The following is a 22,341-nucleotide window of genomic DNA, read 5'->3' as shown; positions in this document are numbered from 1 at the left end:
GTTATTTTTGATTCTATGGTAAAGGGAATCCTCAGCGCCGGTCGATTGCTGTATCGCATTTGGTTTTATGTACTGGTGGCCATCCCCATAATAGTCTTTTTTCCCATTCTTGTTGCCTTCACCCTTTCGGAACGAACCTATCCGCAGTTCTTCTGGCTGGCCAGGAACATCTGGGCCAACCTGATCCTGTATGGCATGGGCTGTTTCCCGAACATACGCTATGAAGATAAGCTCATCAGAGGGAAAAGCTATATGTTGATCGCTAACCATACCAGCATGCTCGATATCATGCTCATGCTGAAGGTGAGCAGAAACCCATTCGTCTTCGTTGGAAAAAAAGAACTGGTGAACATCCCAATTTTCGGATTCTTTTACAAAAGGGTCTGTATCATGGTAGATCGGGATAACAGCAATAGCAGGATGGGGGTTTACCGCAGGGCTCAGCGCAGGCTTGACCAGGGTTTGAGCATCTGTATCTTCCCCGAAGGAGGGGTACCGCCAGAGGATGTGATCCTCGACCAGTTCAAGGACGGAGCGTTTAAATTAGGGATCTCACATAAAATACCCATCGTCCCCATGATATTCTTTGATGCCAAAAAACGTTTCCCTTTCTCATTGAACAAAGGAGGACCCGGAAGGTTGAAGGTAACCGTATACCCTTTTATCCAGACCGAAACCCTGACAGAAAAGCAGGCGATCCCTTTAAGGGATTCAACGAGGGAGTTTATGCTGAAAAAATTAAAGCAGGGTGCATGAGCTTTTCAAAACAAATACCCTGTAAAAAAACACCCCGCAAAGTCACGGGGTGCCTCAGGGTTACTGAGAAGGCAGCAACCAACCTAACCAACTTCTTAAAACCTGAAATTAAGACCGGAATAGATGCCCATGGAAAAAGGCTGAAAGTTTCCAGAGGTATCTGAAAAGGTATTGAGCTGATATTTGAACATGGGTTCCAGGTTGAGTTTTATTCGGTCATTGATCTGATAGGAGAAGCCTACTCCAAAATTGGTACTGAAATTCAGGTCGTTTATATTGTTCGCTTCACCCATCTCCGTAGTATTTCCATTGGCCTCAAGAACCACCGTATTGTTCGTGAGGAAGAGTGAGCTAACCCCACCTACCAGATTTACTCCCACCTTTCTGTCCAGGATCTCATAGGTCAGTTCCAAAGGGACTTCGAGGTATCCGAACTCCTGCACCATCTTGCCGTTAAGGGAAGGATCAGGACCCGCCACATCCTGTGCATTTTCCAGGTCCACCTTTCCGCTATTCGTGTTGCTCCTGACCACCAGATTCCTGGAACTCAGGTTGTAATTGATGTTGTTGATGATCCCATTCGTATTGGCGTTGAGGGAGGAAGAAAAAGAGACATCCTGGGTGTCATAGCCAAAATCGACCCTGTGTACCCCAGACCTTACTTTCAATCGTTTTCCGAGTTCATAGGTTACCGCCACTCCATAACTCATATTCACATTCCCGGATTTCGCATTGTCCCGGAAACTGGAGTGAATAGGGGATCCCTGGGCCAGGGAGCTGAAGTAGACCGGGGCTACCCTCGGACCAACTTCCCATCGTTTGGCCGAGGTCTCTTCTGAAAGTTCCTCTTCCTGGGCAGCAATGGCATCCAAGATGGGGGGTTTATTGCTTTCCGTGAGCTGTATTGCATTCGACTCGTCTTCTGCAGGCTCTTTTTTACTGTTCCGGGCCAAAATATCTTCCGTGGGTGCAGGTGCCTGAGAATCCATTTGCGCATTCTGCTTTACAGTGGGTGTCAGCTGTGCGATATCCGAAATATCAGATTTATTGGCATACTTCTGAAGTGGATCCTCTGTCAAGGGGTGCTCCGGGGTTACAGGCACATCGTTTTTGGCGAATTCCGACTCTTTAGAAGGGAGGGAATTCCTAAGGGTCTCTTCGTTGGCAATAGTCGGGGCATCATTTTCCTGATTCTCAGGTTCTTTTCCTTTCACTGAATTCTCTTCAGAGGCAAGGATGGAGTTACTTTCCTCTTCCATCTTTTCAGGGACCACATTCCCGGGCTCCTGGACCACGGGAGATTCTGTAGTTGTCTTGGTAACAGGTTCTTCTGAAGTGGTCTGGTTCCCGGAAGGGAGGAAGAGGAATAACCCGGCAAGGAGCAAAGCAGCCACTCCGGCTATCCGCCACCAAATGGGAATGATCCTTCGTTTGTTCTTTTTGTTATCCAGAGAAGCGGATATGCGCTCCCAGACCTGTTCTTCCGGGATCTCACTGTGATCCTTTAGCTTTTCCTGGAATACCTTTTCTATATCTTTCTTTTTCATGCCCGTGGAATTAAGCAATGTTGATGTTTTCTTTCTTAAGTTTTTCCTTCAGGATCATTTTGGCCCTGGAGAGATTAGACTTGGAAGTCCCGGTGGATGTGCCCAGCAGTTCACTGATCTCTTTGTGGGTGTACCCGTCGAGTACGTACAGGTTAAAGGTCAGGCGGTACTTGGTCGGCAACTCCTGTACGTATTGCAGCAAGGTAGAGAGTTGGACGTCTGCATATTCATATTCCAACTCCTCCTCTTCCTTTATGTTTTCGGAGACCACATTCATATACTGTTCTTTTCTGTATTTCTGCAGAACCGTGTTCACGGTGATCCGCTTTAACCAACCTTCAAAGGAACCTTTGAACTCAAACTGGTCTATTTTGTCATAGATGGTTAAAAAACTGTCGTGTAGGTTATCTTCAGCCTCCATTTTATTTCGGGAATACTTCAAACACAGTCCAAAAAGGACAGCGGAATACTTCCGGTAAAGCTGCTCCTGCGCTTTCCTGTCTCCTTTAATGCAACGATGTATGAGCTTTTTCAGATCCAAAATGTTGGTCAGATTTTGATCCCTGTGCCCGTAATGAGGATCAGTTCACGGGGACTTCCACCTCTAAATACTGTTGATTTCCGTTTTCGTCTTCCCCGGTCCAGAATCGGAACAGGTAGGTATCCTCATAGAGGCAGATAAAATTGAAGGACGCTTCTTGTTCTTCCACGGCCTGGGTACAAACTTCATCGTAGAAATCGGTGCCAATTGCCACTACATTTCTGGTGGTAACTCCTTCTTTGGTGATATCAAATCCCTCAAAAAACACACAGGCGCTGGGGCGCAGGTATCGTACCCTGATCTCATAGGTCTCATTGAGTTCGAAGGCCTCAGGAACGTCAGCGCTTAAAATTTGCAAAGGGACAAATCTGAAATTGACACGGTCATCTTCCAGCTTACAGGAAGAAAGCCCGAATACAACGAAGCAAAGCAACAAGGGTATGGATTTCTTTAAGCTCATCTCATTACAGGTTTTCCTTAAGATGAAATAAAGGGATAAGGGTTGCTTTGTGCTCTGAGGGAAAGGCTTAGACCTTTATGGCGGTGATGGCCTCTTTGATCTTGTCCTCGAGTTCCTCCAGCAGTTCCGGGTTGTCCTGTAAGAGGACCTTCACCGCATCCCTGCCCTGTCCCAGCTTGGTGTCACCGTAGCTGAACCAGGAACCGCTCTTTTTGATGATTTCGAATTCCACGCCCAGATCGAGTATTTCCCCTATCTTGGAGATTCCCTCCCCGTACATGATATCGAATTCCGCGGTCTTGAAAGGAGGTGCGACCTTGTTCTTGACCACTTTTACCCGGGTCTTATTCCCCTGAACATTTCCGTCGGTATCCTTAATCTGGGTAGACCGGCGGATGTCGAGCCTGACGGAGGCGTAAAATTTAAGGGCATTACCTCCTGTGGTTGTCTCTGGATTACCGAACATAACCCCGATCTTCTCCCTCAACTGGTTGATAAAGATCACCGTACAGTGGGTCTTGCTTATAGATGCCGTCAGTTTCCTGAGGGCCTGGGACATGAGTCGGGCGTGCAGTCCCATCTTGGAATCCCCCATTTCCCCTTCTATCTCGCTCTTTGGGGTAAGGGCTGCCACAGAATCTATGATCACGATGTCAATAGCTCCTGAACGAATCAGGTTGTCTGCGATCTCCAGTGCCTGTTCCCCGTGATCGGGCTGTGAAATAATGAGGTTGTCTATATCCACCCCCAGTTTTTGGGCATAAAAACGGTCAAAGGCGTGTTCGGCATCTATAAAGGCCGCGATTCCGCCGTTCTTCTGAGCTTCTGCGATCGCATGCAACGTCAGGGTGGTCTTTCCCGATGATTCAGGGCCGTATATCTCGATGACCCTGCCCCTTGGATAACCACCAACTCCCAGGGCAATGTCGAGACCGAGCGAGCCGGAGGGAATTACCTCTACATCCGCTACCACATGATCTCCCATCTTCATCACAGCCCCCTTCCCATAGGTCTTATCGAGTTTGTCCAGGGTCAATTTCAGGGCTTTTAACTTGGCTTCTTTCTCACTGCTCATGTCTTCTGTTTCTTGTATTAAAAGGGTGACTAAATTACCACTTCTTTTTGCATATAACAATCAGAAAAGCAACCTTTTTGAAATTATCACATCTACTCAAAAAGCATTATTCATTCTTGTTCACTTTATTGGTTTTGACTACTATGGAAAAGAGAATTTCCTTAAAGTGATCACTAAGGGTCCTGATATTCAGGGCCCTTTTTTATTTGATTGCTGTTAAAAGTTGTATTTTTGTCCTTTAGTTTCATTCACCTTAATTACGGTATAGCATGCAACTGTACAATACATTAAGTGCGAAGGAAAGGGAAGGTCTCATTGAAGAGGCCGGCAAAGACCGACTCACCATCTCCTTTTACAAGTACGCACACATCGGGAACCCTCAGATCTTTCGGAACCATATCTTTCTGGCCTGGGATGCCCTGGAAGTCCTGGGCAGGATCTATGTGGCCCATGAAGGTATCAACGCGCAACTCTCTGTTCCGGCTGAGAACTTCGACGCCCTGAAGGCGCATCTGGACAGTATTACATTCCTCGAAAATGTACGGTTGAACATCGCCATTGAACAGGATAACAAATCCTTCCTGAAACTTAAGATCAAGGTGCGTGACAAGATCGTGGCAGACGGGTTAAACGATGCCACTTTTGATGTTACTAACAAGGGGATTCACGTAGGGGCAGAGCAATTTAATGAGCTCATTGAGGACCCCAACACCCTTCTGGTAGACATGCGCAATCATTACGAGAGCGAGATCGGTCATTTCAAGAATGCCATCACTCCTGATGTGGATACTTTCAGGGACTCCCTGGATATTATAGAAGAACAGCTCTCGGAGTTCAAAGAAGACAAAAAACTGGTGATGTATTGCACCGGCGGTATCCGGTGTGAAAAGGCAAGTGCGTATTACAAGCACAAGGGATTCAAACAGGTCTATCAGCTAGAAGGGGGTATCATTGATTACACCCGGCAGGTTATGGCCAAAGGGCTGGAAAACAAATTCATGGGGAAAAACTTCGTTTTCGACCAGAGAAGAAGTGAGCGAATCTCCGAGGATATCATCTCTAATTGCCATCAGTGCGGACAACCCTGCGACACCCATGTGAACTGTGCCAATGAGGCGTGTCACCTGCTATTTATTCAGTGCGAATCCTGTGCAGAGAAGATGGATCAGTGTTGTTCCGCGGAATGCAAGGAGATCCATGCCTTGCCGGAGGAGGTTCAAAAGGAACTCAGAAAGGGCAAATCCAAAAGCAACAAGATCTTCAAAAAAGGGCGCTCTGAGGCATTGCTTTACAAAAAGACACCGGAAGAGTCGGCCAGGACCATTTTTACTTCACATTAAAAAAATAGTATCTTTACCTGTAAGAATTTTTATGAACCTTTTTTGGTCACAGACTCAGTAGTCCTGGTCCAAATCAAGATAAAAAATTATGGGTTGTAGCAGTTGTTCAACCGTCAAGGATGGACAACCTAGGGGATGCAAGAACAATGGTACTTGCGGTACGGATGGTTGTAATAAATTAACGGTATTTGACTGGCTTGCCAACATGTCGCTTCCCAATGGAGAGAAGCCTTTTGACTGTGTTGAGGTCCGGTTTAAAAATAGCAGGAAGGAATTTTTCAGGGTCCCTGAAGACATTTCACTGTCCATAGGGGATGTAGTAGCTACCCAGGCCAAATCGGGACACGATGTGGGCATCGTGACACTTATGGGGGAACTCGTCCGAATCCAGATGAAAAAGAAAAAGGTGGCTTATGACGATAGTGAGCTACCCAAGATCTACAGGAAGGCCACACAAAAGGACATAGATAAATGGCAGAAATGCAGGGGAAAGGAAGATGAGATCAAGAAGAGGGCAAGGGAAATGGCCATCTTGCTCAGACTCCAGATGAAGATCTCCGATGTGGAATTCCAGGGTGATGGGTCCAAAGCGACTTTCTATTACACCGCAGACGACAGGGTTGATTTCCGACAGCTTATCAAGGATATGGCAAAGGCCTTCGGGATCAGGATCGAGATGAGGCAGATCGGCTACCGACAGGAAGCACAAAGACTGGGGGGGATTGGCTCCTGTGGCCGAGAATTGTGTTGCTCTACCTGGTTAACCGATTTCCGGTCTGTCAGCACCTCAGCCGCCAGATATCAACAACTCTCCCTCAATCCTCAAAAACTGGCCGGGCAATGCGGCAAACTGAAGTGCTGCCTCAATTACGAACTCGATATGTATCTGGAGGCGCTTAAGGATTTTCCTTCCCAGGACAGTAAACTTTATACAGAAAAGGGTACTGCATTTTGCCAGAAAACGGATATTTTCAAGGGATTGCTCTGGTTTTCATACAAGGACGAACCTTCCCACTGGCATACCCTGACCAAAGATCAGGTACAAGAGATCATTCAAAAGAACCAGGCAAAAGAAAAGGTGGCCAGCCTGGAGATGTACGCCACAGATAATGTGGAAAGGGAAGCTACTCTTTTTGAGAATCCCGCGGGACAGGACAGCCTGACGCGTTTTGACAGACCCAAGAACAACAACCGAAGGAAAAAGAATAAAAAAAGGAGGAGGAATCCCTCAAAATCTTCCAAGAAAAATGCATAGAGGAATTTTACTTATTTTTCTTTCAAGCCTTTTCCTTCTGGGATGTGGCAACCACATAGAATTCTCTGAATTCCGCCCCCTGGAGAATGGTCGTTGGGCAAGGGACGATGTCAAGGAGTTTAAAACTCCCGAGTTGAATGCTGAACAGTCCTATGATATGTATATCAATATCAGGAATGACCATAGTTTCCCTTACAGTAACCTGTTCCTGATCACCGAGTTGGAGTCTCCGGAAGGGGAGACGGTACGGGACACCTTGGAATACGTCATGGCGGAAGCAGACGGTACCTGGCTGGGAAAAGGGTATGGAAGTATAAAAGAAAACAAGCTCTGGTATAAGGAAAACATCAATTTGCCCGTTTCAGGCGTATATACCATACGAATAGAACAGGCTATGAGAAAGAACGGGAACGTTGAAGGTCTATCAGAACTTCAGGGGATCACCGATGTAGGCCTGGAAATTGAAAGGCATTAAACCCATGGCAAAGACGAAAAAAAAACCTGACAACAAAGCTTTTTACCCATTTATAAAATGGTTTTGGATCCTGCTCCTCAGCGGGGTACTGGGGGTATTCCTCATCTTCCTGTTGGCTGCATGGGGAGTATTCGGGGAGATGCCAACCTTTGAAAGGCTTGAGAATCCACAAACCAATCTCGCCACCGAGATCATTTCTTCTGACGGGGCCACCCTGGGCAAATTCTATCTTGATGACAACAGGACCCCGGTTGCCTATGAAGACCTGCCGGATAATCTCATCAATGCCCTGGTGGCAACAGAAGATGCCCGTTATTATGATCATTCCGGTATTGATGGGATAGGGACGCTGAGGGCTTTTGTCTTCCTGGGACAAAGGGGAGGTGCCAGTACCATTTCCCAGCAGTTAGCCCGGCAATTATTCGTGGGCGTAAGATCCAAGAACCTCTTCCAGGCCGTTACCCAGAAGATCAAGGAATGGGTGATAGCTACCCGACTGGAGCGCAGCTATACCAAACAGGAGATCATAGCCATGTACATGAATATCTATGATTTCGGGTATAACGCAGACGGTATCCGCTCTGCCTCCAGGATCTATTTCGGAAAGGAACCCCGGGACCTGAAGACGGAGGAATCTGCTGTGTTGGTCGGGATGCTCAAAAACTCCTCCCTTTACAACCCCATACGAAGAGAACAACTAGTGCTCGACAGGAGAAATACGGTCCTTTCCCAAATGGAGAAATACGGTTATATCACCGAGGAGGAAAAGGATTCTCTCCAGGCACTCAGAATGGATATCAATTTCAGTCCGGAGTCCCATCGGGAAGGCCTGGCCACCTATTTCAGGATGTATTTGCAGGGCTTTTTAAATGACTGGCTCAAAAAAAACCCAAAACCCATCACGGCAGAAGGCGAAAGGGAAACATGGAATCTTTACCTCGACGGACTGAAGGTATATACGACCATCGATTCCAGGATGCAAAAAAATGCGGAGGATGCAGTAGCTGAGCACATGAAACGACTTCAGGCCGAGTTCTTTCATCAGAATACACCCCAACGGAACCCGACCACTCCATTTCTCGAACTGGAGAGGGAAGAGATCCGGGGGATCATGGAGCGGGCAATGAAGAATTCTGACCGATGGAGGACCATGAAGGCAGAGGGAAAGACGGAAAAAGAGATCCGGGAATCCTTCAATCAGAAAACGGAAATGACGGTATTCGACTGGAACAGTGAGACTAAGGAGAAGGATACAGTGATGACTCCCATGGATTCCATCCGCTACTACAAGACCATCCTGAGAACGGCCATGATGTCCATGGAACCTCAGACGGGTCACGTAAAGGCATGGGTAGGCGGGATCAACTACAAGCACTTTCAGTATGACAATGTAATACAGGGAGCAAGGCAGGCAGGATCTACCTTTAAGCCCTTTGTCTATGCAGCTGCAATAGACCAGCTGAGGATGTCACCCTGTGATCAGCTGCCTGACAGCCAGTACTGTATTGAGGCCGGTAAACACGGAAACCCGGAACCCTGGTGTCCTAAAAATTCCGACGGAAGGTATTCAGGGGAAATGTACACTCTTAAACGGGCACTGGCGAATTCTGTGAATACAGTAACCGCACAGCTTATCGATAAGGTAGGACCGAAGCCCGTGGTCTCCATCGTAAAAAATCTCGGTCTTACGAGGGAGATCCCGGAAGTGCCTTCCATCGCCCTGGGCACACCGGATTTCAATGTCTATGAAATGGTGGGGGCCTATGGTACTTTTGCGAATCAGGGAGTATACGTAAAACCTGTCATGGTCACCCGTATCGAAGACAAGAACGGAACCGTGCTTTATGAGTACGTCCCTGAGACGAAAGATGTATTGAGCAAGGAAGTGGCTTATGCCATGATCAACTTGCTCGAAGGGGTGACCGAAGGAGGATCCGGAACGCGTCTTAGGCACAACTATAACAAGGAAGATGCCTTGTACAAAGAGATCATCACCGGATACCCCTACGGATTTACGAATCCGATTGCCGGAAAGACGGGAACGACACAAAACCAGAGTGACGGCTGGTTCATGGGTATGGTTCCCAACCTGGTCACCGGTGTATGGGTAGGCGGGGAGGACCGAGCTACCCATTTCAAGACGATCAATTACGGACAGGGGGCATCTATGGCCTTGCCTATCTGGGCTCTCTATATGAAAAAGAATTACGAAGAGGAGGAACTCGGAGTGTCAAAGGAAGAGTTCCCCAAACCGGAGAATATGACCATAAACCTGGATTGTTCCAGGGCAACGCAAAACGTTGGCGAAGAAGACGACCTGGAGGACGACCTGGACGATCTCGATTTTTAATACAAGTACACTCGTTATGATCCCAAAAACGGTCAAAGGGCCAAAAGAAGCACTGGAAGGAGTTAAGGACGGTATGACCTTGATGCTGGGAGGATTCGGACTTTGCGGCATCCCGGAGAACGCCATAGCCGAACTGGTAAGGCGGGGCGTGAAGGACCTCACCTGCATCAGCAACAATGCCGGGGTGGACGACTTTGGCCTTGGGTTGTTATTGCAAAAACACCAGATCCGTAAAATGATCTCCTCTTACGTGGGTGAGAATGACGAATTTGAGCGCCAAATGCTCAGTGGAGAATTGGAGGTGGAACTGACCCCTCAGGGAACCCTGGCAGAGAAATGCCGGGCAGCCCAGGCCGGATTCCCTGCATTTTACACACCGGCGGGCTATGGGACCGAGGTGGCTGAGGGAAAAGAAACGAGGGAATTCAATGGGAAGATGTACGTGCTCGAATACGCCTACAAGGCCGATTTTTCCTTTGTGAAAGCATGGAAAGGGGATGAAGCAGGCAACCTTATTTTTAAAGGAACCGCCAGGAATTTTAACCCCTGCATGTGCGGAGCGGCCGGGATCACTGTGGCTGAGGTAGAGGAGCTGCTACCTGCCGGCTCTCTCGACCCGAACGAGATCCATATCCCGGGGATCTTTGTACAAAGGATCTTCCAGGGCGAGAAATACGAGAAAAGAATTGAACAACGAACCGTTAGAACCCGCGAAGATGCTCGATAAGAATGGAATAGCAAAAAGGATCGCCAAGGAAGTCAGGGACGGCTATTACGTCAACCTGGGTATCGGGATACCGACGCTGGTGGCCAACTTTGTCCGCAGCGATATACACGTTGAATTTCAGAGTGAGAACGGCGTTCTGGGCATGGGGCCTTTCCCCTTTGAAGGAGAAGAAGATGCTGATATCATCAACGCCGGAAAACAGACCATTACCACCCTTCCAGGGGCATCCTTTTTTGACTCTGCACTCAGTTTCTCCATGATCAGGGGGAAACACGTAGACCTCACCATCCTCGGGGCCATGGAAGTCGCAGAGAACGGGGACATCGCCAACTGGAAGATACCCGGGAAAATGGTCAAGGGAATGGGAGGAGCCATGGACCTGGTGGCTTCTGCGGAGAACATTATCGTCGCCATGATGCACACGAACAAGGCGGGAGAATCCAAGTTGCTAAAGCGTTGTACACTGCCTCTGACCGGGGTGGGTTGTGTAAAAAAGATCGTCACCAACCTGGCAGTCCTGGAAATAGTCCCCAAAGGTTTTAAATTGATGGAAAGGGCTCCAGGGATCTCGGTAGAGGATATAGTGAAAGCCACCGAAGGAAACCTTATCGTGGAGGGTGAGATCCCCGAAATGATTTTATAGACTTCTCATTTTTCTTTGTTCACAACTTTTGTCTTTATTTTAACAACAATTATTGTGCTTTTTTTTCGTTCTATTAGTATTTTGAGGGCCCTTTGAAAATGAAAGAACTTAAACCTAATCTTAACCCCAAGAAGCTATGGACACTCAAACTAATCAGACGCCCTCTGATGAAAAGGTACAAGTCTACAGAAACGATTTTTACCACGGCATTTTGCAATTAGCAAAGAAACTCTTTATGTTCTGAGAAAAGGACATGAAGGAAGAAAGGAGTAAAATCTCAGGTTTTACTCCTTTTTTTATTAGTTTTCGGGTCGTTAGCCCATCTTGTGAAACTGGTTTTAAAGCATTGTACTCCCGAGGATTTGGAAGTCCTGGTTCGTATATCCAGGCAGACCTTCTCAGCTGCTTTCGAGGCGCAGAATGACCCTGTCGATTTTCAGCTCTACCTCGATACTGCACTTTCTGGTGAGAGGTTGTTATCCGAATTGAAAGACCCTCTTTCACACTTTTATTTTGTATACCTGAGGAACGACCTGGTCGGGTTTTTTAAGTACAATGAAGGAGAGGCACAAACAGACCTGAAGGATGCCAGGGCCATTGAACTGGAACGTATTTATGTGTTACCGGAATACCAAAAAATGGGAATCGGCAAGGGTATCATAAAGGAAGTGGTACAAAAAGCGATCGAACTTGGGAAAGACTATATCTGGTTAGGGGTCTGGGAAGAAAACTTAAAGGCACTATCCTTTTACGAGGGCCTGGGCTTTATTAAATTCGGAAAACACCCTTACTTTATTGGGAAAGACAAGCAGATGGACTGGCTAATGAAACTCCATTTAACTACCTTGTAACTTTAATATCAATCCATGAGAACACCATTCCTGATTTTAATAGGCCTTTTCCTTGCCCTGACGGTGAAGGCCCAAGGAGTTAATTATTTCCCTGCTCGCAACGCAGATTGGGTTACCAGGTCCCCCGAGGAAGTCAAAATGGAGGCAACAGCAGTCAATCAGGCGCTTGCTTTTGCCTTGCAGAATGAATACTCGGGTTCACGCGATCTCAGGATTGCCATCCTGAAAGGATTTGAGCGAGAGCCTTTTCACGAGATACTCGGACCCACCAAGAAAAGGGGAGGTCCGGCCGGGATGATACTGAAAAACGGATACTTGATCGCATCATGGGGAGATATCCAAAGAGTAGACATGACCTTTAGTGTCACCAAGAGTTTCCTCTCAACGGTTGCCGGCCTGGCCGCTGACAGAAAGTTGATCGAATCAACCTCGGACAAGGTCGATTCCTATATCTGGGACGGCACTTTTTCAGGGGAACACAATGCGAAAATCACCTGGGAACATTTGCTTCAGCAGACCTCAGACTGGTCAGGCGAACTTTGGGGCGGAAAGGATTGGGCTGACCGACCCCCAAGGGAAGGAGACCTGGACGACTGGAAATTCCGAAAACAGAATGAGCCCGGTACCGTCATGGAATACAATGATGTGAGGGTGAACCTGCTGGCGTACTCTCTTACGCATGTGTGGGGTAAAGCCCTGCCTGCTGTGCTCAGGACAGAGCTGATGGATCCCATAGGGGCAAGTACTACCTGGAGATGGTTCGGATATGAAAATGCCTGGACGGAAGTAGACGGTGTGGAGTTGAAATCTGTGACCGGTGGGGGTCACAGCGGAGGAGGGATATTTATTAATACACTGGATATGGCCCGCTTTGGATTGCTTTTCCTCAATGAAGGTAAATGGGAAGGAAAGCAATTTATCAGCAGTGCCTGGATCCAGAAAGCCACGACACCTTCTATTCCCAATCCTAACTACGGTTATTTATGGTGGCTGAATACGAAAGGCGAAAGACATTGGGAAGGATGGTCAGAAAGCTTGTTTTATGCCGCTGGTTTTGGGGGGAACTTCATAATCGTTGACAGGGAGCACGACCTGGTAGTCGTGACGAGGTGGCTGGAACCCTCCCAAATAGAAGAATTCATGAAGATTCTACGAAAGGCATTCTGATCAAATGGCATTGAGGATCTCGGCGGCCTTGTAAAGGGTGTCATCCGTTTTAGCGAAACAGAAGCGAAGTTGGTTTTGGTCGAGGTTCCCGAGGTTGAAGACGGAGATCGGAATACTCGCAATCCCTTTCTCCTGTATGAGTCGCCTTGCGAACTCCACATCCCCCTCATCCGTGATACCTGAGTAATCGAGCAATTGAAAGTAGGTCCCTTTACTTGGGGTAAAAGAAAAGCGGGAAGGCGCAATAGCCTCCAGGAAGAGGTCGCGTTTCCTCTGGAAGAAATCCGACAGGTTGAGGTAATGCTTTGGCTCGGACAGATATTGAGCAAGGGCCCTCTGAATGGGGTGATTGATGGCATACACATTGAACTCATGTACCTTCCTGAACTCCTTCATCAGGTAGGCAGGCGCAACACAGTATCCCATTTTCCAACCCGTTACGTGAAAGGTCTTCCCAAAGGAGGCCATGGCAAAACTGCGTTCTGCCAGTCCGGGGTATTTAGAAACACTCCGCTGCCCCTCCCCATCAAATACCATATGTTCATAGACCTCATCACTCAACACCAAAACGTCCGTACCGCTCAATGCAGCCGACAGTTCCTTCATATCATTATCTGATAAAACGGTACCGGTAGGATTGTGGGGAGAATTGATGATGACCAGTCGAGTTTTCTCCGTAATAGCCGACCGGAATTCCTCCCAGTCAATACGGTATTCCCTCCCTTTCATCTGAAGGGGGACTGTAATCCCTCCATTGAGTGTGATAGCGGGCTCATAGCAGTCGTATGCAGGTTTAAAAACGATCACCTCGTCCCCCTTGTGAACTACGGCCGTGATGGCCGTAAAAATACCTTGTGTGGCCCCGGCTACCAGGGTGATCTCCTTATCCGGATCATATGACTTCCCGTAAAGCGCATGGATCTTTTCACTGATCACCTCCCTCAGGGAATAAATGCCCTCCATGGGAGCGTATTGGTTATACCCGGCCTTCATGGCCTCGGCAACCAGTTCCAGGAGTTTTGGGTCGGCCCCGAAATTAGGGAACCCCTGGGAAAGGTTCAGAGCCTTGTGCTCATTGGCCCATTTCCCGATCACGGTAAAGATGGACGACTGTATATCCGGAAGCTTGGATGGAAGGGATTCTATCAAGTGAGTTGTATTTACGTGCTTTTAAAGGTAGTAAAATTGGTCGTGGCAGGATTAAACAAAAAACCCCCGCCATTGAGGACAGGGGTGAAATTATTTTGTAATCAGGGTTATCCTTTGATGGAAGCACTCAGATATTCCCGGTTCATCCTGGCGATGTTTTCAAGGGATATACCTTTAGGGCATTCCACTTCACAGGCACCCGTGTTTGTGCAATTTCCAAAGCCTTCAATATCCATCTGCCTTACCATATTGAGTACCCGGTCTGCAGCTTCCACACGCCCTTGTGGCAGGAGTGCAAACTGGGATACCTTGGCGGAGGTGAACAGCATGGCACTGGCATTCTTACAGGCGGCTACGCAGGCTCCGCATCCTATGCAGGTCGCGGCGTTGAAGGAATGATCTGCCTTGTCTTTCTCGATAGGGATTGCATTGGCATCTACGGTGTTCCCTGAGGTGTTCACGGAGATATAACCTCCGGCCTGCTGAATCCTGTCGAAGGCCGAACGGTCGATGATCAGGTCTTTTACCACAGGAAATGCCTTGGCCCTGAAGGGTTCTATGGTAATGGTATCCCCGTCCTTAAAGCTCCGCATATGCAACTGGCAGGCGGTGATTCGGGTATCCGGGCCATGGGGCCTGCCGTTTATCTGGAGGGAACAGGTTCCGCAGATCCCTTCCCTGCAATCATGGTCGAACTCAATGGGCTCTTCCCCTTGAGAGATCAGCTCTTCATTGAGAATGTCCAGCATTTCCAGGAAGGACATATCGCCTTCAATGCCTTCCACCGTGTAATCGACCATTTTTCCTTTGGAGGAGGCGTCTTTCTGCCGCCAAATCTTCAAATATATTTTCATAGCAATTTATTTGTACGATCGTGTCTTAAGTTCAATATTTTCATATACCAATTCCTCTTTGTGGAGTTTAGCATCTTTGGGCTCTCCTTTGTACTCCCAGGCAGCCACGTATTTGTAGTTCTTGTCGTCCCTCAGTGCTTCACCTTCCGGCGTCTGGTATTCTTCCCTGAAGTGACCGCCACAGGATTCGTTCCGGTCTAGCGCATCCTTGGCAAAAAGCTCCCCGATCTCCAGGAAATCGGCTACGCGACCTGCTTTCTCCAGCTCCTGGTTCTTGGAATCTGCACTACCGGGAACCTTTACGTTTTCCCAGAAATCCTTGCGCAATTCTGCGATTTCCTTCATAGCCTCTTTGAGCCCTTTTTCGTTCCGGCTCATCCCGCATTTGTCCCACATGATCTTCCCAAGTTTCTTGTGGTAGTAATCAACGGAGTGCTTGCCTTTTCCGGACATCAGTTTCTCGAGCCTGTCACGGACATCCTTCTCGGCCTTGTCGAATTCCGGACTGTCCGTTGGGATCTTCCCGGTACGGATATCTTTGGACAGGTAATCTCCTATGGTGTAGGGCAGTACAAAATAACCATCTGCCAGGCCCTGCATGAGGGCAGAGGCCCCAAGGCGGTTGGCTCCGTGATCACTAAAATTGGATTCTCCTATGGAGTAGCACCCTGGAATCGTTGTCATCAGATTGTAATCCACCCAAAGTCCGCCCATGGTATAGTGGACAGCGGGGTAGATCATCATAGGGGTTTTATATGGATTCTGGTCTACGATCTTCTCATACATCTGGAAGAGGTTCCCGTATTTTGCCTCAATCACTTCTTCCCCTAATCTCCTGACCGTATCTTCGTCCGGATCCTGGATACCTGAGGTATAAGCCTTTTCGGTACCGTATCGTTTGATTGCCGATGCGAAATCCAGGTAGACTGCCTCACCGGTCTTGTTCACTCCATATCCCGCATCACACCTTTCTTTGGCCGCACGGGATGCCACATCCCTGGGGACAAGGTTCCCGAAGGCGGGATACCTTCTTTCAAGATAGTAATCCCTGTCTTCTTCTGCGAGTTCTGTAGGTTTCAGTTTCCCCTCGCGGATCGCCTTGGCGTCCTCCAGTTTTTTAGGCACCCAGATGCGTCCGTCGTTTCTTAGGGATTCAGACATAAGCGTAAGCTTTGACTGGTGTTCTCCTGAGACGGGGATGCAGGTTGGGTGGATCTGGGTGAAGCACGGATTGGCGAAGAAAGCCCCTCTTCGATGGGTCCTCCAGGCCGCCATCACATTGGCTCCCATGCAATAGGTTGAGAGGAAAAATAAGTTTCCGTATCCTCCTGAGGCGATGACCACAGCATGGGCCGAATGCCTTTCTATCTCCCCTGTCACCAGGTCTCGCGCAATGATCCCTCTTGCCTTGCCGTCAATGACCACCAGGTCCAGCATTTCATGCCTGGTAAAAGACTTGATCTTACCCCTGTGGATCTGACGGTTCATGGCTGCATAGGCACCCAACAGAAGCTGTTGCCCGGTCTGCCCTTTTGCGTAAAAGGTCCGGGAGACCAGTACTCCTCCGAAAGAACGGTTATCCAGAAGTCCGCCGTATTCCCTTGCAAACGGCACTCCCTGTGCCACACACTGGTCGATGATATTTCCTGAGACCTCTGCAAGCCTGTAAACATTGGCTTCTCTCGACCGGTAATCCCCTCCCTTGATCGTATCGTAGAAGAGACGGTAATCGCTGTCTCCGTCACCCTGGTAATTCTTGGAGGCATTCACGCCACCCTGTGCGGCAATGGAATGGGCCCTCCTGGGAGAATCCTGGTAGCAGAAGGTCTTGACATTATATCCCAGCTCAGCCAGGGTTGCAGCGGCAGAGCCTCCGGCAAGGCCAGTTCCTACGACGATCACGTCTATGTTCCGCTTGTTGGCGGGATTGACGAGGTTGATCTCGTTCTTATGTTTGGTCCACTTTTCGGCCAGGGGCCCTTTGGGAACTTTGGAGTCTAGAATGCCCATATCTTAGTGTATTATCGGATTAAAATGATGATATATGGCGATAAAGGCAAAACCCAGAGGGATTGCCACGGCATAGATCTTGGTGAAATTAACAATGGAAGGGGTGTATTTGTTGTTCACCCCCATGGTCTGGAAGGAAGATGCAAACCCGTGCCATAAGTGAAGGGAGAGAAGGCCAAAGGAGAGAACATAGAGCAGGGTCCTCCAGAAAGGAGCGAATTTCTCCACGGTCTCCGCATAGTACCTCGTTGGGTCTTCGGGATTTGCCTCGATGTACTTATAGGCCATTTCGTGAATCCAGAAATCGTAGAAATGCAAGCCCAGGAATGCCAGGATAACGGCTCCGGAAATTATCATGTTCCGGGAAACCCACGGAGCGTTGGCACTTCCTTTGTACTGTACGTATTTTACCCCCCTTGCCCTGTTGTTTTGAATCTCAAGGACAAAGCCCATTACAAAATGGATGACCACACCGGCGATCAGGATGGGTTGCATGATGAACTGAACAATAAAGTTGTACCCCATGAAGTGGGACAGTTCATTGAAAGTATCCGGGGAGACCACCGAGGTAAAATTGATCGTGAAGTGCAATGCCAGGAATAAGACCAAAAAAATGCCAGAAAGGGCCATGACCACTTTTCTGGCGATGGAGGATTGTATGATTTTACTCATTACAGTTACGGTTTAGGGTCACAAATTTACGGCAGAAGCCCCGCAATAGCAAACGAAAACGGCCTTTACTTAGCGGGCTTTGGCCTAATTTTCACAGTCGTTGAACTGTGTTCAATCCTATAGCCAGAAAGAGGCGGTTTTCAGCTTCTAAAATTCAACAAAATCCCTGATCTTCTTAAGAAGAATTTAAGGGTTATTAAAGAGTTACTCTATCGTGACCGGTGTTTTTACTTCCTGTCCGTTACCGCTCAGGACCAGTTCATAGGAACCTTTGGGCAGGTAGGTCTTTCCGTCATCTGCTGTTTTGAGTTCCACCTTGTTCTTTGAAAGGTAGGCCAGTTTCCCCGGTTTGGAAAAGGCGACGTCATAAGAAAGGATGTTGAAGCCCTTGTCTGCTTCCATCTCAAAACCGCTAACCTCAATCCCGTCCAAAGTTCTGATACTGGCAGAATACTTCCCTTTCTTCTTGGAATAGAATACAAGGTCTATTCCCGGCGTATTGGGTTCGGACCAGCTGCTCCAGGAATTCCCCCATCGGCTGGAATGCTTGATCGCAGGGATGTCAAAAACCACGAGATCTTCATCTAGTTTCTCCTGTGTCATTCCTTGTAAATGAGTGATGTCGGCCTTATAAATACTCCTGCCATGGGTACCCGCAAGCAGGTGTTTTTCTTCCGGTTGTATCACCAGATCGTGTACTGCCACATTCGGCATGCCATTCTGGAACAACTCCCAGGAGCTACCCCTGTCAAAGGAAACGTACAGGCCATTATCTGTGCCGACAAACAAAAGGTTTTCGTTTACCGGGTCCTCCAGGACCGCGTTCACAGCGGATGCGGGCAGTCCGGATCCGATATTCTTCCAGGTCTTGCCCAGGTCCTCGCTCAGAAAGACATAGGGGGTAAAGTCGTCCCAACGATATCCGTTTAGAGAAGCATAGACACGTTCCTTTTTGTGTTTGGAGGCCGCCACACGGCTGACCCAAAGATCTTTTGGTAAAGAGCCGGAGACCAGTTCCCAGCTACTCCCGCCGTTATCGCTCCTGTAGATGAGTCCATCGTCACTTCCGGTATACAGGAGCCCGAATTTCAGTGGGGATTCCGAGATCGTCGTCAATGTCCCATAGGCCACATTTCCCTGTTTTCCACCCCGGGTCAGGTCGCCCGAAATAGCCTCCCAATCGTCCCCTTTATTCAGGGATCGATGCAGTTTGTTCCCCCCGAAATAGACGATATCCTGATTATGGGGTGAAAGTAAAATAGGAGTTTGCCAGTTGAAACGATAGGGTTTTTCCCCCAGTTCGTGCTTGGGTTGAATGTTCTTTCTTTTCCCTGAGGAGAGGTCGAGCCGGTAGTAATTTCCGAACTGGAACCCGGTGTACACGATGTTCGGATCCCTGTTGTCTATCTGCACCTGCATCCCGTCACCACCCAGGATGGACTTCCAGGGATACTCCCCGGTCTGGTGCCAGCGGCTGTTTTCTTCGGCATTGTGAGGTCCCATCCACACTCCGTTGTCCTGAAGTCCGCCGTAGACGTTGTAGGGTTTCTGGTGGTCGATATTGATAGCATAGAACTGGCCTACTTCCGGGGAATTGTTCTTGATCCAGTGAGCCCCGTCATCATAGGAAATGTTTACGCCCCCGTCGTTCCCGTTGATCAGGTGGCCCGGTTTCACCGGGTTGATCCACAGGGCATGATGGTCAGAATGCACATTGTCTCCATCAATAGCCTTATAGGTCTTACCCCCGTCCCCCGAGGCGATCAGTGGGACCCCGGCCAGATAGATCTTTTCCGGATTGTTCCGGTCTACCCGGATCTGGGCAAAGTAATACCCATAGCTGTAAAACAGATCGTCTATGTATTTTTCATTTTGTTTTTTCCAGGTCTTACCCCCGTCATCGCTGCGGTAGACCTCGGCCCCTATGACCGGGGTGTCGAAAAGGAGGGAATTCGCATCCTCCAGGTACTCGGCAAGGTCAGCGGGTTTTACAGCCCCGCTTCTGACCATTTCCTTGACATTCTCGGCCCTGTATTTTTCCTGAAAGTCGTTGTCCTTTAGGAAGTCATTAAGTTTTTTATCATCCAGGTCAAGAAAAGCTTTCACACTCATGGTCTTGAAATCTTCCTTGGTAAGGCCCTCCTCTTTTTCCTCTTCCTCGGTTTTTTCCCTTCGGTACTGGTTGTCGTGCACGGCATAGACGATATTGTTATCAAAGACAGCCAGGCCTATTCGCCCAACCCCGTCTCCCGTCGGGAAACCACTGGTGGGACCTGAGACAAGCTTCCAGGTAGCCCCCCCGTCTGAACTTTTATAGATGCCCGATCCAGGTCCGTTGCCCTCGAAATTCCAGGCCTTCCGGTCCTTTTCCCAGGCGGCAGCATATTGAATATTGAAGTCGACAGGGGATACGGCCAGGTCAATGATCCCGGTCTCATCATTCACAAAAAGGGTCCTTTTCCAGGTCTTTCCGCCATCGGTGGTCTTGTACACCCCGCGCTCATTGTTTTTCGAGTACAGGTGCCCTGTAGCCGCCACTACAACTTCATTTGCATTTTCGGGATTGATCAGGATACGCCCGATATGGTGGGAATCCGGCAGCCCCATGTTTTGCCAGGTCTTACCCCCATCGGTCGATTTCAGCAGGCCGATCCCTGCATAGGAAGAACGGGAACTGTTGTTCTCTCCCGTGCCTACCCATAGCGTCCCGTTTTTCCAGTCGACTGCGATATCCCCTATGTTCTGGGTCGAAGACCCATCCATTACAGGGGTAAAGGAAGTGCCGTTGTTCGCCGTATACCAGAGACCTCCGGAGGCATAGCCCACATAGAATTCCGTGGGGTCGTTCGGGTTCACATCAAGGTCTACCACCCGGCCGCTCATCACGGTGGGCCCGATATTCTTAAACGAAATGTTCTTCACAAGGGAGGTTGCCGCCATTTTTTCTTTCCGGGCAATGCCTTCCATTACCTCTTTTGAAGAGGTTGCCTCAGGCTGGCCGTGAAGCATTAATACACCGCAGAAAGCGCACAGGAAAACTAGGATTCTCATAGATGTCAACTTTGATTTTTGGAAGGTATGAATTTGGCCGACTTATGACAAGCGACCTTCAAAAGAATTCCTCGTAAATACCTACATTTGAAAAAACATGAGACCCCTATGAAATATCACCCTATAGACCCAAAACTCTTTGTGCGGAGCCGTGAGAAATTCATGGCAAAAATGAAACCGAAGAGCCTGGCAATATTCAATTCCAATGACATCTATCCCATTAGCGCAGACAGTACCATGCCATTTCAGCAGCACAGGGATATCTTCTACCTGAGTGGTGCAGACCAGGAAGAGACCATCCTTTTGTTATTCCCGGATGCCTTGAACAAGGAACAGAGGGAGATCCTCTTTGTAAGAGAGACCAATGACCACATAGCGGTCTGGGAGGGGGAGAAGCTCTCAAAGGAACAGGCCACGGGCGTTAGCGGGATCCAGAATGTTCAGTGGCTCAGTGATTTTGACAAGGTATTCTTCGATCTGATGACGGAGGCCGATACGGTGTATTTCAACACCAATGAGCACTACCGCCAATCCGTGGAGACCCAGACACGGGAGGACCGTTTTATCCGCAGGTGCAAAGAAAAATTCCCCGCCCACAGCTGGGCCAAGAGCAATCCCATTTTACAGGAAATAAGGGGGGTCAAGGAAAAACAGGAAATAGACCTCATGCAAAGGGCTTGCGATATCACAGAAAAAGGATTCAGGCGTGTCCTCAAATTCACTGAACCTGGAGTCTGGGAATACGAGATCGAAGCGGAATTCCTCCACGAATTTATAAGGAATCGTTCCAGGGGGTTTGCGTATACCCCCATCATTGCCTCCGGGAACAATGCCAACGTGTTGCACTATGTGGTCAACAATCAGCAATGCAAGACCGGTGACCTTATTCTTCTCGATGTAGGTGCGGAATACGCGAATTACTCCAGTGACATGACCCGTACCATTCCCGTGAACGGCAAATTCACCAAAAGGCAAAGGGAAGTGTATGAAGCCGTCCTCCGCGTTAAAAATGAAGCTACCAAGATGCTGGTTCCCGGGACGATGTGGGCCGAATACCACAAAGAGGTGGGGAAGATCATGACCTCGGAACTCCTCGGTCTGGGTTTACTCAGCAAGGCCGATGTGCAGAACGAGAACAAGAACTGGCCCGCCTACAAGAAATACTTCATGCACGGGACCAGTCACCATATAGGCCTGGACACTCATGATTACGGGCCGATAAAAACCCCGATGAAGGCAAATATGGTCTTTACGGTTGAACCGGGCATCTACATCCCTGACGAGGGATTCGGCATCCGGCTGGAGGACGATGTGGTCATTCAGGAAAAAGGCGAGCCTGTGAACCTGATGAAAAATATCCCGATCGAGGCTGAGGAGATCGAAGATATCATGCGGTCTTAGGAGCACATAAACTCTCG

At 48.6% G+C, this 22,341-nt stretch carries 19 protein-coding genes; 10 read left to right on the top strand and 9 right to left on the bottom strand.

The annotated features are described in order from the left end of the window. Window positions 1-15 precede the first annotated feature (15 nt). Entirely contained in the window at window positions 16-756 is a 741-nt protein-coding gene (locus GWK09_RS05015) for a lysophospholipid acyltransferase family protein (protein ID WP_163691897.1), read from the top strand. Window positions 757-851: 95 nt separating this feature from the next. Here GWK09_RS05015 and GWK09_RS05010 read toward each other — a convergent pair whose 3' ends face one another. From GWK09_RS05010 to recA, 4 genes are all read right to left on the bottom strand, one after another. Then, window positions 852-2,303, bottom strand: coding sequence for an outer membrane beta-barrel protein (locus GWK09_RS05010; RefSeq protein ID WP_163691896.1), 1,452 nt, complete (start codon window positions 2,301-2,303; stop codon window positions 852-854). Window positions 2,304-2,313: 10 nt separating this feature from the next. Further along, a complete protein-coding gene (locus tag GWK09_RS05005) occupies window positions 2,314-2,844 on the bottom strand; it encodes an RNA polymerase sigma factor (protein ID WP_163691895.1) in 531 nt (176 codons plus the stop codon). Window positions 2,845-2,884: 40 nt separating this feature from the next. Then, window positions 2,885-3,304, bottom strand: a complete 420-nt coding sequence (locus GWK09_RS05000) for a hypothetical protein (protein WP_163691894.1) — start codon at window positions 3,302-3,304, stop codon at window positions 2,885-2,887. A 67-nt stretch (window positions 3,305-3,371) separates the two neighbouring features. After that, window positions 3,372-4,379, bottom strand: a complete 1,008-nt coding sequence (gene recA, locus GWK09_RS04995) for a recombinase RecA (RefSeq protein WP_163691893.1) — start codon at window positions 4,377-4,379, stop codon at window positions 3,372-3,374. Window positions 4,380-4,648: 269 nt separating this feature from the next. On the opposite strand from recA, the gene trhO reads away from it, so the two are divergent. The 8 genes from trhO to GWK09_RS04955 all read left to right on the top strand — a co-directional run bounded on the left by trhO (window position 4,649) and on the right by GWK09_RS04955 (window position 13,187). Then, window positions 4,649-5,719 carry an oxygen-dependent tRNA uridine(34) hydroxylase TrhO gene (gene trhO / locus GWK09_RS04990; protein WP_163691892.1) on the top strand — a complete coding sequence of 357 codons (1,071 nt, stop codon included), beginning with the start codon at window positions 4,649-4,651 and terminating at the stop codon, window positions 5,717-5,719. An 88-nt stretch (window positions 5,720-5,807) separates the two neighbouring features. Beyond that, the gene (locus GWK09_RS04985) at window positions 5,808-6,974 is read left to right on the top strand and encodes a PSP1 domain-containing protein (protein ID WP_163691891.1); all 1,167 of its coding nucleotides are present in this window, start codon (window positions 5,808-5,810) and stop codon (window positions 6,972-6,974) included. Then, window positions 6,967-7,449: a gliding motility lipoprotein GldH gene (locus tag GWK09_RS04980; protein ID WP_163691890.1), complete on the top strand. Its 483-nt coding sequence runs from the start codon at window positions 6,967-6,969 to the stop codon at window positions 7,447-7,449. The genes GWK09_RS04985 and GWK09_RS04980 overlap by 8 nt, the downstream gene beginning before the upstream one ends. 4 nt (window positions 7,450-7,453) lie before the next feature. After that, window positions 7,454-9,799 carry a penicillin-binding protein 1A gene (locus GWK09_RS04975; protein WP_163691889.1) on the top strand — a complete coding sequence of 782 codons (2,346 nt, stop codon included), beginning with the start codon at window positions 7,454-7,456 and terminating at the stop codon, window positions 9,797-9,799. Window positions 9,800-9,815: 16 nt separating this feature from the next. Then, window positions 9,816-10,526, top strand: a complete 711-nt coding sequence (locus GWK09_RS04970) for a CoA transferase subunit A (RefSeq protein WP_163691888.1) — start codon at window positions 9,816-9,818, stop codon at window positions 10,524-10,526. Further along, window positions 10,516-11,169, top strand: coding sequence for a 3-oxoacid CoA-transferase subunit B (locus GWK09_RS04965; RefSeq protein ID WP_163691887.1), 654 nt, complete (start codon window positions 10,516-10,518; stop codon window positions 11,167-11,169). Before GWK09_RS04970 ends, GWK09_RS04965 begins: the two co-directional genes overlap by 11 nt. Window positions 11,170-11,495: 326 nt before the next feature. Then, a complete protein-coding gene (locus GWK09_RS04960) occupies window positions 11,496-12,020 on the top strand; it encodes a GNAT family N-acetyltransferase (protein WP_163691886.1) in 525 nt (174 codons plus the stop codon). Window positions 12,021-12,035: 15 nt separating this feature from the next. After that, entirely contained in the window at window positions 12,036-13,187 is a 1,152-nt protein-coding gene (locus GWK09_RS04955) for a serine hydrolase domain-containing protein (RefSeq protein WP_163691885.1), read from the top strand. On the opposite strand, the gene GWK09_RS04950 is transcribed toward GWK09_RS04955, so the two are convergent. The 5 genes from GWK09_RS04950 to GWK09_RS04930 all read right to left on the bottom strand — a co-directional run bounded on the left by GWK09_RS04950 (window position 13,188) and on the right by GWK09_RS04930 (window position 20,923). Further along, entirely contained in the window at window positions 13,188-14,336 is a 1,149-nt protein-coding gene (locus tag GWK09_RS04950; RefSeq protein WP_204260356.1) for a methionine aminotransferase, read from the bottom strand. It lies immediately after the preceding gene. Window positions 14,337-14,443: 107 nt separating this feature from the next. Then, window positions 14,444-15,190: a succinate dehydrogenase/fumarate reductase iron-sulfur subunit gene (locus GWK09_RS04945; protein WP_163691884.1), complete on the bottom strand. Its 747-nt coding sequence runs from the start codon at window positions 15,188-15,190 to the stop codon at window positions 14,444-14,446. 6 nt (window positions 15,191-15,196) lie between these two features. Then, window positions 15,197-17,200, bottom strand: a complete 2,004-nt coding sequence (locus tag GWK09_RS04940) for a fumarate reductase/succinate dehydrogenase flavoprotein subunit (RefSeq protein WP_163691883.1) — start codon at window positions 17,198-17,200, stop codon at window positions 15,197-15,199. Window positions 17,201-17,203: 3 nt separating this feature from the next. Continuing rightward, window positions 17,204-17,872: a succinate dehydrogenase cytochrome b subunit gene (locus GWK09_RS04935; protein ID WP_163691882.1), complete on the bottom strand. Its 669-nt coding sequence runs from the start codon at window positions 17,870-17,872 to the stop codon at window positions 17,204-17,206. A gap of 204 nt (window positions 17,873-18,076) precedes the next feature. Next, window positions 18,077-20,923, bottom strand: a complete 2,847-nt coding sequence (locus GWK09_RS04930) for a VPS10 domain-containing protein (RefSeq protein WP_163691881.1) — start codon at window positions 20,921-20,923, stop codon at window positions 18,077-18,079. Window positions 20,924-21,031: 108 nt separating this feature from the next. On the opposite strand from GWK09_RS04930, the gene GWK09_RS04925 reads away from it, so the two are divergent. After that, window positions 21,032-22,324 carry an aminopeptidase P family protein gene (locus GWK09_RS04925; RefSeq protein ID WP_163692506.1) on the top strand — a complete coding sequence of 431 codons (1,293 nt, stop codon included), beginning with the start codon at window positions 21,032-21,034 and terminating at the stop codon, window positions 22,322-22,324. Window positions 22,325-22,341: the final 17 nt, after the last annotated feature.

Origin of the sequence: Muriicola jejuensis, from assembly GCF_010671595.1 — a bacterium.
GTDB classification, from domain to species: Bacteria; Bacteroidota; Bacteroidia; order Flavobacteriales; family Flavobacteriaceae; genus Muriicola; species Muriicola jejuensis.
This window is presented reverse-complemented; position numbering and strand designations above follow the sequence as displayed.